The 16,395-nt window shown below is 69.5% G+C and carries 15 protein-coding genes; 14 read left to right on the forward strand and 1 reads right to left on the reverse strand.

Annotated features, from left to right (window positions below):
• Positions 1–16 precede the first annotated feature (16 nt).
• On the reverse strand, positions 17–922 hold the full coding sequence (locus tag AEQ27_RS14040) for a TIGR01777 family oxidoreductase (protein WP_054147230.1): 906 nt from the start codon (positions 920–922) through the stop codon (positions 17–19).
• 91 nt (positions 923–1,013) lie between these two features.
• Between AEQ27_RS14040 and thyX the strand changes: the two genes are divergently transcribed.
• The 14 genes from thyX to miaB all read left to right on the forward strand — a co-directional run bounded on the left by thyX (position 1,014) and on the right by miaB (position 16,395).
• Positions 1,014–1,781, forward strand: coding sequence for an FAD-dependent thymidylate synthase (gene thyX, locus AEQ27_RS14045; protein ID WP_235451103.1), 768 nt, complete (start codon positions 1,014–1,016; stop codon positions 1,779–1,781).
• 95 nt (positions 1,782–1,876) lie between these two features.
• A complete protein-coding gene (dapA, locus tag AEQ27_RS14050; protein ID WP_054147231.1) occupies positions 1,877–2,854 on the forward strand; it encodes a 4-hydroxy-tetrahydrodipicolinate synthase in 978 nt (325 codons plus the stop codon).
• Between the two features lie 83 nt (positions 2,855–2,937).
• A complete protein-coding gene (locus AEQ27_RS14055; protein WP_054147232.1) occupies positions 2,938–4,614 on the forward strand; it encodes a ribonuclease J in 1,677 nt (558 codons plus the stop codon).
• 191 nt (positions 4,615–4,805) lie between these two features.
• The gene (locus tag AEQ27_RS14060; protein ID WP_054147233.1) at positions 4,806–5,828 is read left to right on the forward strand and encodes a hypothetical protein; all 1,023 of its coding nucleotides are present in this window, start codon (positions 4,806–4,808) and stop codon (positions 5,826–5,828) included.
• A complete protein-coding gene (locus AEQ27_RS14065; protein ID WP_054147234.1) occupies positions 5,828–6,589 on the forward strand; it encodes an ABC transporter ATP-binding protein in 762 nt (253 codons plus the stop codon). The genes AEQ27_RS14060 and AEQ27_RS14065 overlap by 1 nt, the downstream gene beginning before the upstream one ends.
• Positions 6,586–7,803 carry an ABC transporter permease gene (locus tag AEQ27_RS14070; protein ID WP_054147235.1) on the forward strand — a complete coding sequence of 406 codons (1,218 nt, stop codon included), beginning with the start codon at positions 6,586–6,588 and terminating at the stop codon, positions 7,801–7,803. Before AEQ27_RS14065 ends, AEQ27_RS14070 begins: the two co-directional genes overlap by 4 nt.
• A gap of 54 nt (positions 7,804–7,857) precedes the next feature.
• Positions 7,858–10,713, forward strand: coding sequence for a DNA translocase FtsK (locus AEQ27_RS14075; protein WP_054147236.1), 2,856 nt, complete (start codon positions 7,858–7,860; stop codon positions 10,711–10,713).
• Positions 10,714–10,716: 3 nt separating this feature from the next.
• A complete protein-coding gene (gene pgsA / locus AEQ27_RS14080) occupies positions 10,717–11,364 on the forward strand; it encodes a CDP-diacylglycerol--glycerol-3-phosphate 3-phosphatidyltransferase (protein WP_054147237.1) in 648 nt (215 codons plus the stop codon).
• Positions 11,361–11,852: a CinA family protein gene (locus AEQ27_RS14085; RefSeq protein WP_054147238.1), complete on the forward strand. Its 492-nt coding sequence runs from the start codon at positions 11,361–11,363 to the stop codon at positions 11,850–11,852. The genes pgsA and AEQ27_RS14085 overlap by 4 nt, the downstream gene beginning before the upstream one ends.
• Positions 11,853–12,002: 150 nt before the next feature.
• The gene (locus tag AEQ27_RS14090; protein WP_043596680.1) at positions 12,003–12,311 is read left to right on the forward strand and encodes a helix-turn-helix domain-containing protein; all 309 of its coding nucleotides are present in this window, start codon (positions 12,003–12,005) and stop codon (positions 12,309–12,311) included.
• Positions 12,312–12,381: 70 nt separating this feature from the next.
• Complete coding sequence (locus tag AEQ27_RS14095; RefSeq protein WP_054147239.1) at positions 12,382–12,606, forward strand: DUF3046 domain-containing protein; 225 nt, start codon at positions 12,382–12,384, stop codon at positions 12,604–12,606.
• Positions 12,607–12,900: 294 nt separating this feature from the next.
• Positions 12,901–13,962, forward strand: a complete 1,062-nt coding sequence (gene recA / locus AEQ27_RS14100) for a recombinase RecA (RefSeq protein WP_043596683.1) — start codon at positions 12,901–12,903, stop codon at positions 13,960–13,962.
• Complete coding sequence (locus tag AEQ27_RS14105) at positions 13,959–14,780, forward strand: regulatory protein RecX (RefSeq protein ID WP_054147240.1); 822 nt, start codon at positions 13,959–13,961, stop codon at positions 14,778–14,780. Before recA ends, AEQ27_RS14105 begins: the two co-directional genes overlap by 4 nt.
• Positions 14,781–14,817: 37 nt before the next feature.
• On the forward strand, positions 14,818–16,395 hold the full coding sequence (gene miaB / locus AEQ27_RS14110) for a tRNA (N6-isopentenyl adenosine(37)-C2)-methylthiotransferase MiaB (protein ID WP_054147241.1): 1,578 nt from the start codon (positions 14,818–14,820) through the stop codon (positions 16,393–16,395).

The following is a 16,395-nucleotide window of genomic DNA, read 5'->3' on the forward strand; positions in this document are numbered from 1 at the left end:
CGGGTCGAGCGAATGGTCAGAGCGCGTCGACGAACGCCGACAGTGCGTCCTCGACCGTGCGGTGCTCGAACACGAATCCGTCGCGCTCGAGCGCTTCGGGGACGACCTGCTGGCTGGGCAGCAGCATCTCGCGCCCGGCCTCCTGCATGGCGGTCGAGATGACGACCTCGGGCACGCCCAGCAGGTAGGGACGGTGCAGGTCGGACGCCAGGGTCCGCGTGATCAGGTCACTCGTCGCCGGCGTGGGCCCGACCAGGTTCACGGGACCCGACACGGCCGACGTGAGCAGGTGCACGATCGCGGCGGCCTCGTCGTGCAGGCTGATCCACGGCCAGAACTGGTCGCCGGTGCCCAGTCGCGAGCCGAGGCCCAGCTTGGTGAGCGGCAGCAGGGGCTTGAGCGCGCCTCCTCCGGGTCCGATCACGATGCCGGTCCGCAACGTCACGACGCGTGTGGCCTCGGGGGCCTTCTCGGCGGCGGCCTCCCAGGCGACGACGACGTCGCTGAGGAATCCCTCACCCCGGCCGCTCGACTCGGTCAATCGTTCGCCCGGACGGTCGCCGTAGACGCCGACGGCCGAGCCGCTGAGGAACGTCGCGGGTGGTGTCGAGGCCGCCGCCATGCCGTCGACGAGCGTCGACGTCGCGGCCAGGCGCGACTCGAGGATGTCGCGCTTGTAGCCGGCAGTCCAGGGCAGACGACCCAAGGAGGCGCCGGCCAGGTTCACGACGGCGTCCGCGCGGGCGATCAGGTCGTGGTCGACGATGCCGGCACTCGGCACCCAGGTGTACTCGTCCTCCGCTCGGGGTTCGTGACGCACCAACGAGAGCGGACGGTGGCCTGCCTCGCGCAGCTGGCGGGTCAGTTCGGTGCCGATCATGCCGCTGGCGCCGGAGATCAGGACGGTGAGTGCGTCGGTCATGGGGCCACCGTAATCCGGCCCGCTGGGGGAGCGTCCGCCGGTGCCCGAGGTGCTTCCCGTCGGGAGGGTCCTGCGAGGTAGAGTCGACGCCGTGCCCGAGACCGAAGCCACCCCCGCCGTGCCCTCCGCCAAGACCCCCGAGTTCCGCTCCGACGTCACCGTCGAGCTGGTCCGCTCGAGCGCCCACGACTCCGACGTGCTGTTCGCCGCCCGGGTCTCCACCATGGGCGAGTTGACCCTCGACGGCGCCCAGGCGTCGGTCGACGGTGCCCAGGCGACCAAGGGCGCCGGTCTCATCAACTACCTGATGCGCGACCGCCACGGCTCGCCGTTCGAGCACAACTCGATGACCTTCTACGTGCAGGCGCCGATCTTCGTCTTCCGCGAGTTCATGCGTCACCGCATGGCGAGCTACAACGAAGAGAGCGGTCGTTACCGCGAGCTCAACCCCGTCTTCTACGTGCCCGCCCCCACCCGCAACCTGCAGCAGGTGGGCAAGCCCGGCGCCTACGACTTCCTGCCCGGCACGCCCGAGCAGTCCGCCCTGGTCGACGAGGCCACCCGCGCCGCGTCGGTGCAGGCGTTCGAGGCCTACCAGCGCATGCTCGACGCCGGCATCGCCCGCGAGGTCGCGCGCATCGTGCTGCCGTTGAACATCTACTCGTCGATGTACGTGACCGTGAACGCCCGGTCCCTGATGAACTTCCTCAGCCTCCGGACCAAGCGCGAGGGCACCCATTTCCCGTCCTTCCCGCAGCGTGAGATCGAGATGTGCGCCGAGAAGATGGAAGACCTCTGGGCCGAGCTCATGCCCCTCACCTACGCGGCGTTCGGGGCGAACGGGCGCGTCGCCCCCTGACGGCCGTCCTCGCCGACGCGACCCGCGCCTCCTGACCGGGGCGTCGGACGCGGCGCGGGAGGTCGGTCCCGACGCGAGACAGTACGCTGGAGGGCGTGTCGAACATCAGCAACCCCTTCGGTCAGGTCCTCGTCGCCCTCGTGACGCCGTTCACCGCTGACGGCGAGGTCGACTGGCCGGCCGTCGAGAAGCACATCGACGACTGCATCACCGCCGGCGCCGACGGCATCGTCGTCACCGGCACCACGGGCGAGACCAGCACCCTGACCGACCCCGAGAAGCTCCGTCTCGTCGAGGTGGGCAAGTCGGTGGCCGCCGGGCGGGCCAAGATCATCACGGGTGGCGGGTCCAACGAGACCGCGCACGCCATCCAGCTCTACAAGGCCAGCGAGAAGGCCGGCGCCGACGGCGTCATGATCGTCACCCCTTACTACAACAAGCCGACGCAGGCCGGTGTGCTGACGCATTTCCGCATGATCGCCGACGCGACCGACCTGCCGGTCATCCTGTACGACATCCCCGGGCGCACCGGCATCCCGATCAAGTACGAGACCCTGCTCCGGGCCGCCAAGCACCCCAACATCGTCGCGGTGAAGGACGCCAAGGGCGACTTCGCCGAGGTCAGCCGTGTCCTGAACCAGACCGACCTGCTGTACTTCTCGGGCGATGACGCGAACGTCCTGCCGCACCTCGCCATCGGCGCCTCGGGCCTCATCGGCGTCACCGCGAACATCGCCGCAACCCCGTACCGCACCATCGTCGACGCCGTGAACGCCGGCGACCTGCACACGGCGACCGAGGCGCACCAGATGCTCGAGCCCCTCGTCCGCGCCGTCATGACCCACGTGCCGGGCACCGTCGCCGCGAAGTACATCCTGCACGGCCTCGGTCGCATCTCGAGCCCCCGGGTGCGCCTGCCCCTGGTCGGCCCGGAAGACAGCGAGGCCGCTCTCATCGAAGACGAGCTGTCGCACGTCGGGTCCATCCCCGGCCCCGACCTCAGCCGTTTCCGGCCCGACCGCAACGCGGCCGCCGGCGGTGCGCTGCCCAAGGTGCACGGCCCCACACGCTGACCTCCTGATCCCCGCCGACGACGACGTCGGACCCAGACCTCCCGCACACCGGGGCACGAGCCCCACACCAACCGAAGGAACAGATGCCCACGACAATCCACGCTCCCCGAGACCTCGCCCCGGGGACGCTCCGCGTGATCCCCGTCGGCGGTCTCGGCGAGATCGGCCGCAACATGACGGTCTACGAGATCGACGGCAAGCTGCTGATCGTCGACTGCGGCGTGCTCTTCCCCGAAGAGCACCAGCCCGGGGTCGACCTGATCCTGCCCGACTTCTCGCCCATCCGCGATCGCCTCGACGACATCCTGGCCGTCGTGCTCACGCACGGGCACGAGGACCACATCGGTGCCGTGCCCTACCTGCTGCGCCTCCGCAAGGACATCCCGCTCATCGGCTCGCAGCTGACGCTCGCGCTGATCGAGGCGAAGCTCAAAGAGCACCGCATCACGCCCTACACCCTCGCCGTCAAAGAGGGCGGGCGTGAGTCGCTCGGGCCTTACGACCTCGAGTTCATCGCGGTCAACCACTCGATCCCGGACGCCCTCGCCGTCGCCATCCGCACCTCGGCGGGCACCGTGCTCCACACCGGCGACTTCAAGATGGACCAGCTGCCGCTCGACGACCGCATCACCGACCTGCGGGCGTTCGCCCGCCTCGGTGAAGAGGGCGTCGACCTGTTCCTGCCCGACTCGACGAACGCCGACGTGCCCGGGTTCACCGCGCTCGAGCGGGACATCGGGCCCGTGCTCGACGACGTGATCCGCCGGGCTCCCCGCCGCGTGGTCGTCGCGAGCTTCTCGAGCCACGTGCACCGCGTCCAGCAGGTGCTCGACGCGGCCCACGCCAACGGCCGCCGCGTCGCCTTCATGGGGCGCTCGATGGTGCGCAACATGGGCATCGCGGCCGACCTGGGGTACCTGAAGGTGCCGGACGGCGTCCTGATCGACGCCAAGAAGGCCAAAGACCTCCCCGACGACCGCATCGTCTACATGAGCACCGGGTCGCAGGGCGAGCCGATGGCCGTCCTCGCCCGCATGGCGAACCTCGAGCACCAGATCGAGATCGGCGCGGACGACACGATCATCCTCGCGTCGAGCCTAATCCCGGGCAACGAGAACGCGGTCTACCGCGTCATCGACGGCCTCACGAAGCTCGGGGCCAAGGTCGTCCACAAGGGAAACGCCAAGGTGCACGTCTCGGGGCACGCCTCGGCCGGCGAGTTGCTGTACTGCTACAACATCCTGCGGCCGAAGAACGTGATGCCGGTCCACGGCGAGCACCGCCACCTCTACGCCAACGCGGCGTTGGCGGTGCGGACCGGTGTGCCGCAGAAGAACACCATCCTCGGCGAGGACGGCATCGTCGTCGACCTGCGCGACGGCGTCGCCGAGGTCGTCGGCCAGCTCGACATCGGCTACGTCTACGTCGACGGCTCGACCGTCGGCGAGATCACCGACGCCGATCTGAAAGACCGCCGCATCCTCAGCGAAGAAGGCTTCATCTCGGTCTTCATCGCCATGGACGCGTCGACGGGCCGGGTCGTGGTCGGTCCCGAGATCCAGTCGCGCGGCTTCGCCGAAGACGAGCGGGTGTTCGACGACGTCAAGCCGAAGATCATCGCGGCCCTCACCGAGGCCGCCGAGAACGGCACGCGCGACACGCACGCCTTCAGCCAGGTCGTGCGTCGCACGGTCGGCCGGTGGGTGAACACGCAGCACCGTCGTCGCCCGATGATCGTGCCGGTGGTCATCAGCGCCTGAGCCACGAGTTCACGACGACGGCCCGCGGGGGAGACCCCGCGGGCCGTCGTCGTCCCGCGGGCCGGTCGCGGGCCTCCTGATCCCCGGGGAGGAGATCTCATGCTCCCGATCATCCTCCGGGGTGAGGCGGTGACGCCCTGGGCCTCGCTACGGTGACGTCTGACACGTCAGTACATCGACCGGGGGTAACCGTGCGCATCGCCAAAGTCTGGGTCTTCCCGATCCTGCGCATCTTGATCTTCGTCGCCATCGCGGTGGCACTCGTCAAACTCGCGTTCTTCGCGGCCCCGGCAGCCGGTGACGACACCGTCGCCTTCCCCACCGGAGAGCTCGTCGAACCGCAGATCGCGGTGGCCGTCGGTACCATCACCAACGACGTGGTGGTCGACGCGACCGTGGTCGCCGACCCGGCGGCTCCGGTGCCCGCGACGCTCGCGGGTACGGTCACCGGTGTCGACGTCGTCAAGGGGCAGGCGGTCGCCGCGGGCGACCGGCTCGCGACGCTCCGGTCCGAGACGCCGCAGGAGCCCCTCGTGGCCGACGACGGCACGGTGACCGAGCGCAAGCCGATCGTGAAGACGGCCGTCATCACGGCCCCCGTGGCCGGAACGATCACCGCGGTCGCCGTGATCAAGGACCAGACGGTCGTCGTGGGTGACGCGGTCGCGCAGGTCGCGCCTCCCACGTTCCACGTGACGGGGTCCCTCGCTGCGGACCAGCTGTACCGTCTCGTCAGTCGGCCGGCCGAGGGGTCCGTCGCCATCACCGGGGGGCCGGCGCCGTTCCCGTGCACGGCGCTCACCGTCGGGGGGACCACCTCGTCGTCCACCGGGCCGGACGCCGGCGGTGACGCCTCCACGTCGACGGGGGACTCGTCGGGCCAGAGCGTCTCCTGCGTCGTCCCGGGCGACGTCACCGTCTTCAGCGGACTCGCTGCCGAGCTGACCATCCCGGCCGGCGTCGCCACCGACGTCCTCACCGTGCCCCTCACCGCCGTCGAGGGCGCGGCCGGGAAGGGCGTCGTCTCGGTCGTCGGGGCGGACGGCTCCACCGAGAAACGCGACGTCACGCTCGGCATCAACGACGGCACGATCGTCGAGGTCACCGGCGGCCTGGTAGAGGGCGACCTGGTGCTCGAGTTCGTCCCGGGCGCCGCCGCGGCGCCGCAGGGTGACTGCGTCGACCCCGCCACGGGCGCGGACCTCTGCAGCTGATGGCCCTGATCAGGCTCGAGGCGGTCACCAAGACGGTGCCCCTCGCCGACGATCAGACCCTCGACATCCTCACGGGCGTCGACCTCGAGGTGGATGCGGGCGAGCACGTCAGCATCGTGGGGCGCTCGGGGTCGGGCAAGTCGACGTTGCTCAACATCCTCGGGCTCCTCGACGAGCCCACGACGGGGACGCACTGGTTCGACGACGTCGACGTGCGCTCGATCCGGCGCGGTCGGCGCGATCGGCTGAGGGGAGCCCAGGTCGGATTCATCTTCCAGCAGTTCAACCTGCTGCAGGGGCGCTCGGCTCTCGAGAACGTCATGACCCCGCTGCTCTACTCGTCGGGTGCCGAGTTCTGGCGTCGCCGGTCCATCGCAGGCGAGATGCTGGAGCGCGTGGGTCTCGGTCACCGGGCCGACTCCATGCCCCACCGCCTGTCGGGCGGCGAACAGCAGCGCGTGGCGATCGCCCGGTCGCTCGTCCGCCGGCCGCGCGTCATCCTCGCCGACGAACCCACCGGTGCGCTCGACGTCGAGACCGGGGCCGGGGTGATGATGCTGCTCGACGGCATCGCGACCGAGAACGAGGCCGCCCTGGTGACGATCACCCACGATCTCGCGGTCGCCGCCCGCGCCTCGAGGCACTACCAGCTCGACGCCGGCGTCCTCTCGGCGTCCGTCGACGCGGCCCTCGGGGCGCCGACACCGAGGTCGTCACCTGCCGCGTCGACGTCTCCCCTCCGGGACGAGGTCGACGCGTGAAGCGCGCGGTTGCCGACGTGGTGGGGGCCTTCGCCGAGGCCTGGGCCGAACTCCGCGTCAACAAGCTGCGCGTGCTGCTCAGTCTGATCGGGGTGGCCGTCGCCGTCGCGGCCCTGACCGGCGTGGTCGCCCTCGGTGGGCTCGCCGAGCAGTCGTCACGCGAGAGCGCCGAGCGGTTCGGCGGGCGCCCCGCGAACTACTACGTCAACGCCTATTCGAACGGCACCACCTCTCCGAGCACCGAGGCGATCGAGGACGCGTTCGCCACGACGACGGCACGCTACGGGATCGAGCAGACCAGTCGCGTCGTCTACGGCAACCGCGCCGTCCAGTTGCCGGAGGGGGTCACGGAGGTGGCGGCCGTCACGGTCGACGTCCCCTACGGCGAGATGCACCGGGTCGTCATGACCGACGGTTCGTGGTTCACCGACGCCGACGCGTCCCGTCTCGCGCCGCCCGTCATCGTCAACGAGGTGCTCTGGCGGCAGCTGGGCTCCCCGCCGTTGTCGTCCCATCCGACCCTGCTCGTCCGAGGGGCCGACTCCGTCACGCTCGTCGTGACGGGCGTCTCGGCCTCGTCCGAGTTCGACGGCCCGCAGATGTACCTGCTGCCGATACCCGACTACGACCTCGCCCTGGCGAGCTACGGCGTCGAGACCCCGCAGTACGAGATGTGGCTGCCGCCCGAGACCAGCGACGCGCTGAGCGCCCAGGTGGCGTCCGACATGGGGGCCACCCTCGGCGACGACGTGCAGGTCGACGTCTCGCGGCAGGACTACGCCGCGGGCGGGGACGCCGACCCGTTCGGTCCGATCAAGTTGATCATCACGGGGGTCGGCGTGCTGGTGTTGCTGCTCGGCGGTCTCGGCCTCGTCAACATCGCGCTCGTGACCGTCCGCCAGCGCATCCGCGAGATCGGCGTGCGTCGGTCCTTCGGGGCCACGGCTCCCCGGGTCTTCTTCTCGGTCATGCTCGAGAGCGTCGTCGGCACGGTCGTGGCGGGAGCCGTGGGCGTGATGGTGGCCGTCCTCGTCGTCGAGAACCCGACGGTGCAGGGCTTCATCGCCCAGGGCGCCGTCAGCGACCTCCCCCCGTTCCCCGTCGAGGCAGCTCTGGTCGGTCTGGCGTCGGCCACGGCGATCGGGGCGGTGGCCGGCCTGCTCCCGGCTCTCGTGGCGATCCGTGTGAAGGTGATCGACGCCATCCGCTACTGACACACACCGGAGCACCTCCGGCCGCTGTCGGTGCTGAGAGGTACCTTGGAGCCCATGGCCACGCCCACCAAGTCGACTGCGCGCGCGCGTTCGTCGTCGCGAGCGTCGCAGACCTCCGGCGCCACGAAGGCGACCAAGAAGCTGCCCGCACCCCGCCAACCCGACCCGGTCCGCGAGGGGCCCGGGCCGCTCGTGGCGGCGTGGACGGGGCTCGCACACCTGACCGGCGGCGCGTTCCGGCTCCTCGGCAAGGAGTCCTTGGCGAAAGACGAGCGACGAGACGGCGTGCCGTTCCTGCTCGTCCTGCTCGCGATCGCCGGGGCGGTCGTCGAGTGGCTGAACCCGACCAGTCCCGTCGCGATCGGATTCGACGCGTACACGTTCGGCGGGCTCGTGGGACGCGTCGCTTACGCCCTTCCGGTCATCATGATCCTCTTCGCGGGCTGGCTCTTCCGGCACCCGGCGTCCGTACACGACAACACCCGCATCGGCATCGGGCTCGGCCTCTCGATCGTCTCGATCAGCGCCCTGTGTCACATCTTCGGCGGGCAACCCGAAGCCGCAGCAGGGCTCCGTGCCCTCGCCACGGGTGGCGGCGTGCTGGGCTGGGTCGTCGCGTCCTGGCTCGTCGCCCTCGCCACCGAATGGGTCGCGGTTCCTCTGGTCGTCATCCTGCTGGCGTTCTCGCTGCTCATCATCACCAAGACCCCGCCGAACCGCATCCACCGACGGCTCGGCGAGCTGTACTCCTACCTCTTCGGCGAGACGACCTCGGGGGCGGCCGGGGCCGACGGTGATGCCGACCTCGTCGACCTGGCCGAGTCCGAGTCGCTGCCCTGGTGGCGGCGCAACAAAGACCAACGCGAAGACGACCCGGCGTACGACACCCCGCTCGTGAAAGCGGAAGAGACCTCCGCCACCGAGACGCTCGGGCGGCGTCGTCGCAAGAAGCCGGCGTTCGAACCGAGCCCCGACGAGGCGGGTGGTGCTGCGGCGGCCGGAGCTGCGGCGGCCGGTGCCGCCGGGGCCGCCGTCCCACCCACGGCTCCGACCGACGTCTTCTCGGCTGACCTCCTCGGTGACCTCGATCGAGCCGAGGACGCCGTCCGCGCCCAGGGGTTCGACGTCCCGCCCGTCCAGGCGACCGCGTCGACGACGGTCCTCCCGGTGGTGCCGACCGAACCCGTCGGCGAGAGCGACGCCGCCGCCGACTTCCTCGCGGTCGATCCCGACGAGGCAGCCCCGCCCTCGCTCGACGAGGTGGACGACGGTGCCGAGAGCGCCCCCTACCGTCTCCCCGCCGCCTCGAGCCTGTCGGTCGGTGAGCCCGCCAAGGCGCGCAGCGAGGCCAACGACGCGATCGTGGCCGCCATCAGCCAGGTGCTCGACCAGTTCAACGTCGACGCCAAGGTGACCGGCCTCAAGCGCGGTCCGACCGTCACGCGCTACGAGATCGAACTCGGCCCCGGCGTCAAGGTCGAGCGGGTCACCGCCCTGACCAAGAACCTGGCCTACGCGGTGGCCTCCAACGAGGTCCGCATCCTGTCGCCGATCCCCGGCAAGAGCGCCATCGGTGTCGAGATCCCCAACACCGACAAAGAGATCGTCGCCCTCGGCGACGTCCTGCGGTCCTCGGCGGCGAGCAAGAGCGTGCACCCGCTCACCATCGGCGTCGGCAAGGACGTCGAGGGCGGCTACGTCGTGGCCAACCTGGCCAAGATGCCCCACCTCCTCGTCGCCGGGGCCACAGGTTCGGGCAAGTCGAGCTTCATCAACTCGATGATCACCTCGTTGCTGATGCGGGCCAAGCCGACCGACGTGCGCATGGTGCTGATCGACCCGAAGCGGGTCGAACTCTCGATCTACGCGGGCGTACCGCATCTGATCACGCCCATCATCACGAACCCCAAGAAGGCCGCCGAGGCCCTGCAGTGGGTGGTCAAAGAGATGGACATGAGGTACGACGACCTCGCCAGCTTCGGCTTCCGTCACATCGACGACTTCAACCGTGCCGTCGTCGGCGGCGAGATCGTCCTCCCGGCCGGTAGCCAACGCAAGCTCAAGCCCTATCCCTACCTCCTCGTGGTGGTCGACGAGTTGGCCGACCTCATGATGGTCGCTCCGCGCGACGTCGAGGACAGCATCGTCCGCATCACCCAGCTCGCGCGTGCCTCGGGAATCCACCTGGTCCTCGCGACACAACGTCCTTCGGTCGACGTCGTGACCGGTCTGATCAAGGCCAACGTCCCCTCGCGGTTCGCCTTCGCCGTCTCGAGCGTCACCGACTCCCGGGTCATCCTCGACCAGCCCGGGGCCGACAAGCTCATCGGACAGGGCGACGGGCTGTTCCTGCCCATGGGTGCCTCCAAGGCCATGCGCGTGCAGGGGGCCTGGGTGCAGGAGAACGAGATCGCCCAGGTCGTCGCCCACGTCACCCGCCAGGCTCGTCCCGACTACCGCCCCGACGTCGCCGCGGTGGTCGAGAAGCGCGACATCGACGGCGACATCGGTGACGACCTCGAGTTGCTCCTCGCGGCCGCCGAACTCGTCGTCAGCACGCAGTTCGGTTCGACTTCGATGCTCCAGCGCAAGCTCCGGGTCGGCTTCGCCAAAGCCGGCCGCCTCATGGACCTCATGGAATCGCGCGACATCGTCGGGCCGTCCGAAGGGTCGAAGGCTCGCGACGTGCTCGTCACGACCGAGCAGCTCCCGGGCGTGCTCGCGAAGCTGCGCGGCGGTGACGCTGCCACCGAGACCGGCGTCGGTCGCACCTCCTCGGGTTCTGCCTCCGCCACGCGGGCCGACGCCGGCGACTACGACGGCGACCCCGTCGAGGCCATGACCCGCGGGTACGCGGAAGACGACGACGCCGGAAGCGAAGACGCCTGGCACCTGACGGGCAGGGAGTAGACCATGAGCCACGACGACGCCTCCGCCTCGACCTCCCCGCGCTCGGCCTTCTCGTTCCGCGGACGCGTGGCGTCGAAGGGGCCCGGGCCGGCCAGCACCGGCAACATCGCGAACGTCATCACGGTCGTCCGCATCCTCATGGCCCCGTTGTTCATCGCATGGTTGCTGATCGACGACGGGGCGGACGGTTCGCTCCGTGTCTGGGCCGCTGCGTTGTTCGTCGTGGCGATCCTGACCGACAGCCTCGACGGCATGCTGGCCCGTGGCCTCGACCTCGTGACCGACTTCGGCAAGATCGTCGATCCGATCGCCGACAAGGTGTTGATCGGCGGAGCGCTCGTCTCGCTCACCATCCTCGGCGAGCTGCCATGGTGGGTCACCGCGCTCATCCTCGTCCGTGAGATCGGCATCACCGTCTACCGCTTCGCCGTCCTGCGTGATCGGGTGATCCCGGCGTCCCGCGGCGGCAAGATCAAGACGGTGCTGCAAGCGGTCGCGGTGACCCTGGCACTCTTTCCCCTCTGGAACGTCGTCGGCGAGGGGATGCACTGGGTCAACGGTGTGCTCATGACCGCGGCCACGGTCGCCACCCTCGTCTCCGGGGCCGACTACATGCGCGTGGCGCTGAAGCACGGCAAGGCCGGCGCGTGACGCTGGCCTTCGACCTCGTCGCCGCGCTGACGCGCAGGCGTCTGACGGTCGCCGTCGCCGAGTCCCTCACCGGCGGTGCCCTGGTCTCCGAACTCGTGTCCGTGCCCGGTGCCTCGGCCGTCGTCCGTGGTGGGGTGGTCGCCTATCAGACCGAGCTCAAGCACACGCTGCTGGGCGTCGATGCAGGGCTGTTGGCGCGCCACGGGCCGGTCCACCCGGATGTGGCAGCGTCGATGGCCACCGGAGTCCGTGACCGGCTGGCGATCGACGGGGGGTCGGCCGACATCGGCCTCGCGACGACCGGCGTCGCCGGCCCCGACCCGCAGGGGGGACACGAACCCGGTACGGTCTTCGTCGGTCTGGCCGTACCCGGCGACGTCCTCGTCGTCTCGCTCTCGCTCACGGGCGACCGACAGGCCATCCGAAACGCCACGGTCTCCGAATCCCTGGCAGTACTCGACCGATGGCTGGTCGAGACGAGGGAATAGCGGGCGTTTCGGTCTCGTTACATCTCCAGAGTTCACAACAGGTGCACAGTCCCCGATGGCTACAGTCGTGGTCAGTCGGTCCGAGCACCACAAGTCGTCCCCCATCTGCAACCTTCCCGTCAGATGGGTCGTCCCCGAAGGAGGGTCCCCATGGTCCTGGTACGTCAAGAAATCGGCGACGTCCTTCGTGACTTCCGCCTGCAGAAGGGCCGCACGCTCCGCCAGGTCGCGAGCAAGGCCAGCGTCGCCCTCGGGTACCTCAGCGAGGTGGAGCGGGGTCAGAAAGAGGCGAGCTCAGAGATCCTTGCGTCCGTCGCCGACGCCCTCGAGACCCCCATCTCGGTGATCATGCGCGAGGTCGGCGACCGCATGGCCGTCATCGAGGGGCTCAACCCGATCCCCGACACCCTGCCGGACGACCTCGTCGCCGAGTTCGACTCCGACCTCGCGGTCCGCTGACCGTCCGACGTCCTTCCGAACGCCCCCGGCTCACGCCGGGGGCGTTCGTCGTCCGGGGTACGCTCGTCTGATGCGCAAGAGCGAGTTCGCCCGAGCCGTCGAGGACGAGTTCGGTGACGCCTACGGCCGAGTGATCACCCGGGATCTCGTCATCCAGTCCCTCGGTGACCGGACCGCCGACCAGGCGATCGCCCAGGGAGAACCGCCCCGCGACGTGTGGCTCGCTCTCTGCGAGGCCGAGGGCGTCCCGTTGTCCCGTCGCTACGGTGTCGGGTTGCCCGAACCGACGAGCTGAGGTGCCGCTCGCTCGCGCGTGTGTTCGACACGCCGGGAGCGATGGGTCGAACACGTGTTCGGACGGGTGGTAGCGTCCTCCACAAGGACGTCGACGAACGAGTTCTGCACGTCGGGCCGTCACCGCCACCGCGATGTCGGGGGTGGCCCGTAGCGTTTCTCGCATCGACGTCCCGCGTCACCGGCACATGCCGGCGACACCAGCCTTGTCGTAGCGACGACGACCTTGCACCACCGGTCGACGTCGACGCGACAGCCTACAGGCGCACGGACGACCACCACGAAGGAGAACGACATGCCCTCAGCCGAAAACCGCGAGAAGGCCCTCGAGACGGCTCTCGCCCAGATCGACCGACAGTTCGGCAAGGGCGCCGTCATGCGCCTCGGCAGCGACGAGCGTGCTCCCGTGGCGGTGATCCCGACCGGCTCGATCGCCCTCGACGTCGCTCTCGGCATCGGTGGCATCCCCCGCGGCCGCATCGTCGAGATCTACGGTCCCGAGTCGTCGGGTAAGACGACCCTGACCCTGCACGCCATCGCCAACGCGCAGCGCAACGGCGGCATCGCCGCCTTCATCGACGCCGAGCACGCTCTCGACCCCGAGTACGCCAAGAAGCTCGGCGTCGACATCGACGCCCTGCTGGTGTCGCAGCCCGACACCGGTGAGCAGGCGCTCGAGATCGCCGACATGCTCGTCCGCTCGGGGTCGATCGACCTCGTCGTCATCGACTCGGTCGCCGCCCTCGTGCCGCGTGCCGAGATCGAGGGCGAGATGGGTGACTCGCACGTCGGCCTGCAGGCCCGACTCATGTCTCAGGCGTTGCGCAAGTTGACCGGTGGGCTCAGCCAGACCGGCACGACCATGATCTTCATCAACCAGCTGCGGGAGAAGATCGGTGTCTTCTTCGGTAGCCCCGAGACGACGGCCGGTGGTAAGGCGCTCAAGTTCTACGCGTCCGTCCGCCTCGACATCCGGCGCATCGAGACGCTGAAAGACGGTACCGACGCGGTCGGCAACCGCACCCGCGTCAAGGTCGTCAAGAACAAGATGGCGCCGCCCTTCAAGCAGGCCGAGTTCGACATCCTCTACGGTGTGGGCATCTCGCGCGAGGGCAGCCTGATCGACTTCGGTGTCGAGCACGGCATCGTCCGCAAGTCGGGTGCCTGGTACACCTACGACGGCGACCAACTCGGCCAGGGCAAAGAGAACTCGCGCAACTTCCTCATCAAGAACGCCGCCATCGCGCAAGAGATCGAGCAGAAGATCCTCGCCAAGCTCGGAGTCGGCGGTGCCAAGCCCGTCGAGGCACCCGTCGAATCGATCGAGGCGAAGATCGCCGCTCGAAAGGGCGCATGACCTCGCGCGACGACGACGCCCCGGTGTCGGGTCCGTCTGACGACGGTGTCGACACCGGGCGGCTCGCCCCCGTCACGCCTCTCTTCGGCGCGATGAGCGGTGCATCGGTTCCCGAGGCGACGACCGATCGCGAGGCCACCGATCAGACGACGAGCGGTTCCGAGGCCGTCCTGACGGCCATCAGTTCTCATTGGGCCGGCGGTGTGACATCCGTGGCCTCGGAGGGCGACCATCCGTCCGCCCGAGGTTCTCGGGCGGGGGCTGCCGGCCGGCCCAAGGCGACCGGCTTCGACGACCAATCCGCCGACGGGCCCGAAGACCTCGAAGCGCAGCAGCGACGCGCCGAGAACGTCAGCCTGCACGCCCTTTCGCGCCGGGGAGTGTCGTCTCACGAGATGGAGAAGCTGCTCCTCTCCCGTGACCTCGACGAATCGGTCGTGGCGGACGAGATCGCCCGTCTCGAGCGGGTCGGTCTCCTCGACGACACCGAACTGGCCGCCACCCTGATCAGGTCCAAGCAAGAGCGCAAGGGTCTCGGCCGGGGCGCTGTCACGTCCGAACTCCGCGCCCGGGGCATCGACCCGTCCATCATCGACGAGGCGCTGTCCGACACGGACGACGACGAAGAGCAAGAGCGTGCCGACGAGTGGGCCCGCAAACGTGCAGGGTCGTTGCGCGGCCTCGACCGCGAGACGGCCGAACGTCGTCTCAACGGCTACCTGATGCGCCGGGGGTACCGCTCCGAGATCGTCCGTCGTGCGATCGAGAAGGCCCTGCCCCGTGGTGGCAGCGGCCGCGGCGGTGTCCGCTTCGAGTGACCGTCCCGGGGGTGGCGGCGATCTACACTGAGTCACCATGACGACGGTCGCCACCACCCCCATCCCCTCGCCCGTCGACGGCCCGGCCCGTACGTACGAGGTCCGCACCTTCGGGTGCCAGATGAACGTCCACGACTCCGAGCGTCTCAGCGGCTCGCTCGAGGCGGCCGGTTACGTACCGGCCGACGGAATCGAGGCCGACATCGTCGTCATCAACACCTGTGCGGTGCGCGAGAACGCCGACAAGAAGCTCTACGGGACGTTGGGGACGCTCGCCGGCCAGAAGAAGAAGCACGAGGGCATGCAGATCGCCGTCGGCGGGTGTCTCGCCCAGAAAGACAAGGACGTCATCCTCGACAAGGCGCCGTGGGTCGACGTGGTCTTCGGTACGCACAACATGGGCGCCCTGCCCACGCTCCTCGAGCGCGCGCGTCACAACGACGAGGCCCAGCTCGAGATCCTCGAGGCACTCGACGTGTTCCCCTCGACGCTACCGACCAAGCGCGACTCCACCCACAGCGGCTGGGTCTCGATCTCGGTGGGTTGCAACAACACCTGCACCTTCTGCATCGTGCCGTCGCTCCGCGGCAAGGAGAAAGACCGCCGCCCTGGTGACGTCCTCGCCGAGGTGCAGGCGCTGGTCGACGACGGTGCCGTCGAGGTGACGCTGCTCGGGCAGAACGTCAACTCGTACGGTGTCGAATTCGGCGATCGGCTCGCCTTCGGCAAGCTGTTGCGTGCCGTCGGTGCGATCCCCGGGCTCGAGCGTGTGCGGTTCACCAGCCCGCACCCGGCGTCCTTCACCGACGACGTGATCGCTGCGATGGCCGAGACGCCTGCCGTCATGCCCCAGCTGCACATGCCCCTCCAGTCGGGTTCCGACCGGGTGCTGAGGGCCATGCGGCGCAGCTACCGCAGCGAGAAGTTCCTCGGCATCATCGACCGTGTGCGCGTGGCCATGCCCGACGCCGCGATCAGCACCGACATCATCGTCGGATTCCCGGGTGAGACCGAGGAGGACTTCGCCGAGACCCTCCGGGTCGTCGAGCGGTCCCGGTTCGCGTCGGCGTTCACCTTCCAGTACTCCGTGCGCCCCGGGACTCCGGCGGGCGAGATGGCCGACCAGATCCCGAAGGCCGTCGTGCAAGAACGGTTCGAGCGGCTGACCGCCCTGCAGGACCGCATCTCGGCCGAAGAGAACCGTCGACAGGTCGGAAGGGCCGTCGACGTCCTCGTGGCCACCGACGAGGGGCGAAAAGACGCCTCCACCCACCGTCTCTCGGGGCGTGCGGAAGACAGCCGTCTCGTCCACTTCGAAGTGCCGCCGGGTGGCGCCGTTCCGCGCCCCGGCGACGTCGTCAGCGTGCGCGTCACCGACGCCGCACCGTTCTACCTGTTGGCCGATGCCGTCCACGGGCCCGGGTCTCTCTACGAGGTCCGTCGCACCCGCGCGGGCGATGCCTGGGACGCCGCGCAGGCCGCCTCGTGCGGGGTGCCGTCCGCCGGTGACGCGACCCGCGCCTCCTCGGCTCGGCCTGCGAGGGTCAGCCTCGGGCTGCCCACGCTGCGGGTGGCGACCACACCGATCTACAGCACGACCGACGACCTCCGCTGA

Origin of the sequence: Frigoribacterium sp. RIT-PI-h (genome assembly GCF_001297205.1) — a bacterium.
Classification (GTDB): Bacteria; Actinomycetota; Actinomycetes; order Actinomycetales; family Microbacteriaceae; genus Frigoribacterium.

Coding starts and splice junctions, on each gene's coding strand:
- miaB (WP_054147241.1), top strand. CDS start 14,818: ATGACGACGGTCGCCACCACCCCCATCCCCTCGCCCGTCGACGGCCCG.
- AEQ27_RS14075 (WP_054147236.1), top strand. CDS start 7,858: ATGGCCACGCCCACCAAGTCGACTGCGCGCGCGCGTTCGTCGTCGCGA.
- AEQ27_RS14055 (WP_054147232.1), top strand. CDS start 2,938: ATGCCCACGACAATCCACGCTCCCCGAGACCTCGCCCCGGGGACGCTC.
- AEQ27_RS14090 (WP_043596680.1), top strand. CDS start 12,003: ATGGTCCTGGTACGTCAAGAAATCGGCGACGTCCTTCGTGACTTCCGC.
- pgsA (WP_054147237.1), top strand. CDS start 10,717: ATGAGCCACGACGACGCCTCCGCCTCGACCTCCCCGCGCTCGGCCTTC.
- AEQ27_RS14065 (WP_054147234.1), top strand. CDS start 5,828: ATGGCCCTGATCAGGCTCGAGGCGGTCACCAAGACGGTGCCCCTCGCC.
- recA (WP_043596683.1), top strand. CDS start 12,901: ATGCCCTCAGCCGAAAACCGCGAGAAGGCCCTCGAGACGGCTCTCGCC.
- AEQ27_RS14095 (WP_054147239.1), top strand. CDS start 12,382: ATGCGCAAGAGCGAGTTCGCCCGAGCCGTCGAGGACGAGTTCGGTGAC.
- AEQ27_RS14105 (WP_054147240.1), top strand. CDS start 13,959: ATGACCTCGCGCGACGACGACGCCCCGGTGTCGGGTCCGTCTGACGAC.
- AEQ27_RS14040 (WP_054147230.1), bottom strand. CDS start 922: ATGACCGACGCACTCACCGTCCTGATCTCCGGCGCCAGCGGCATGATC.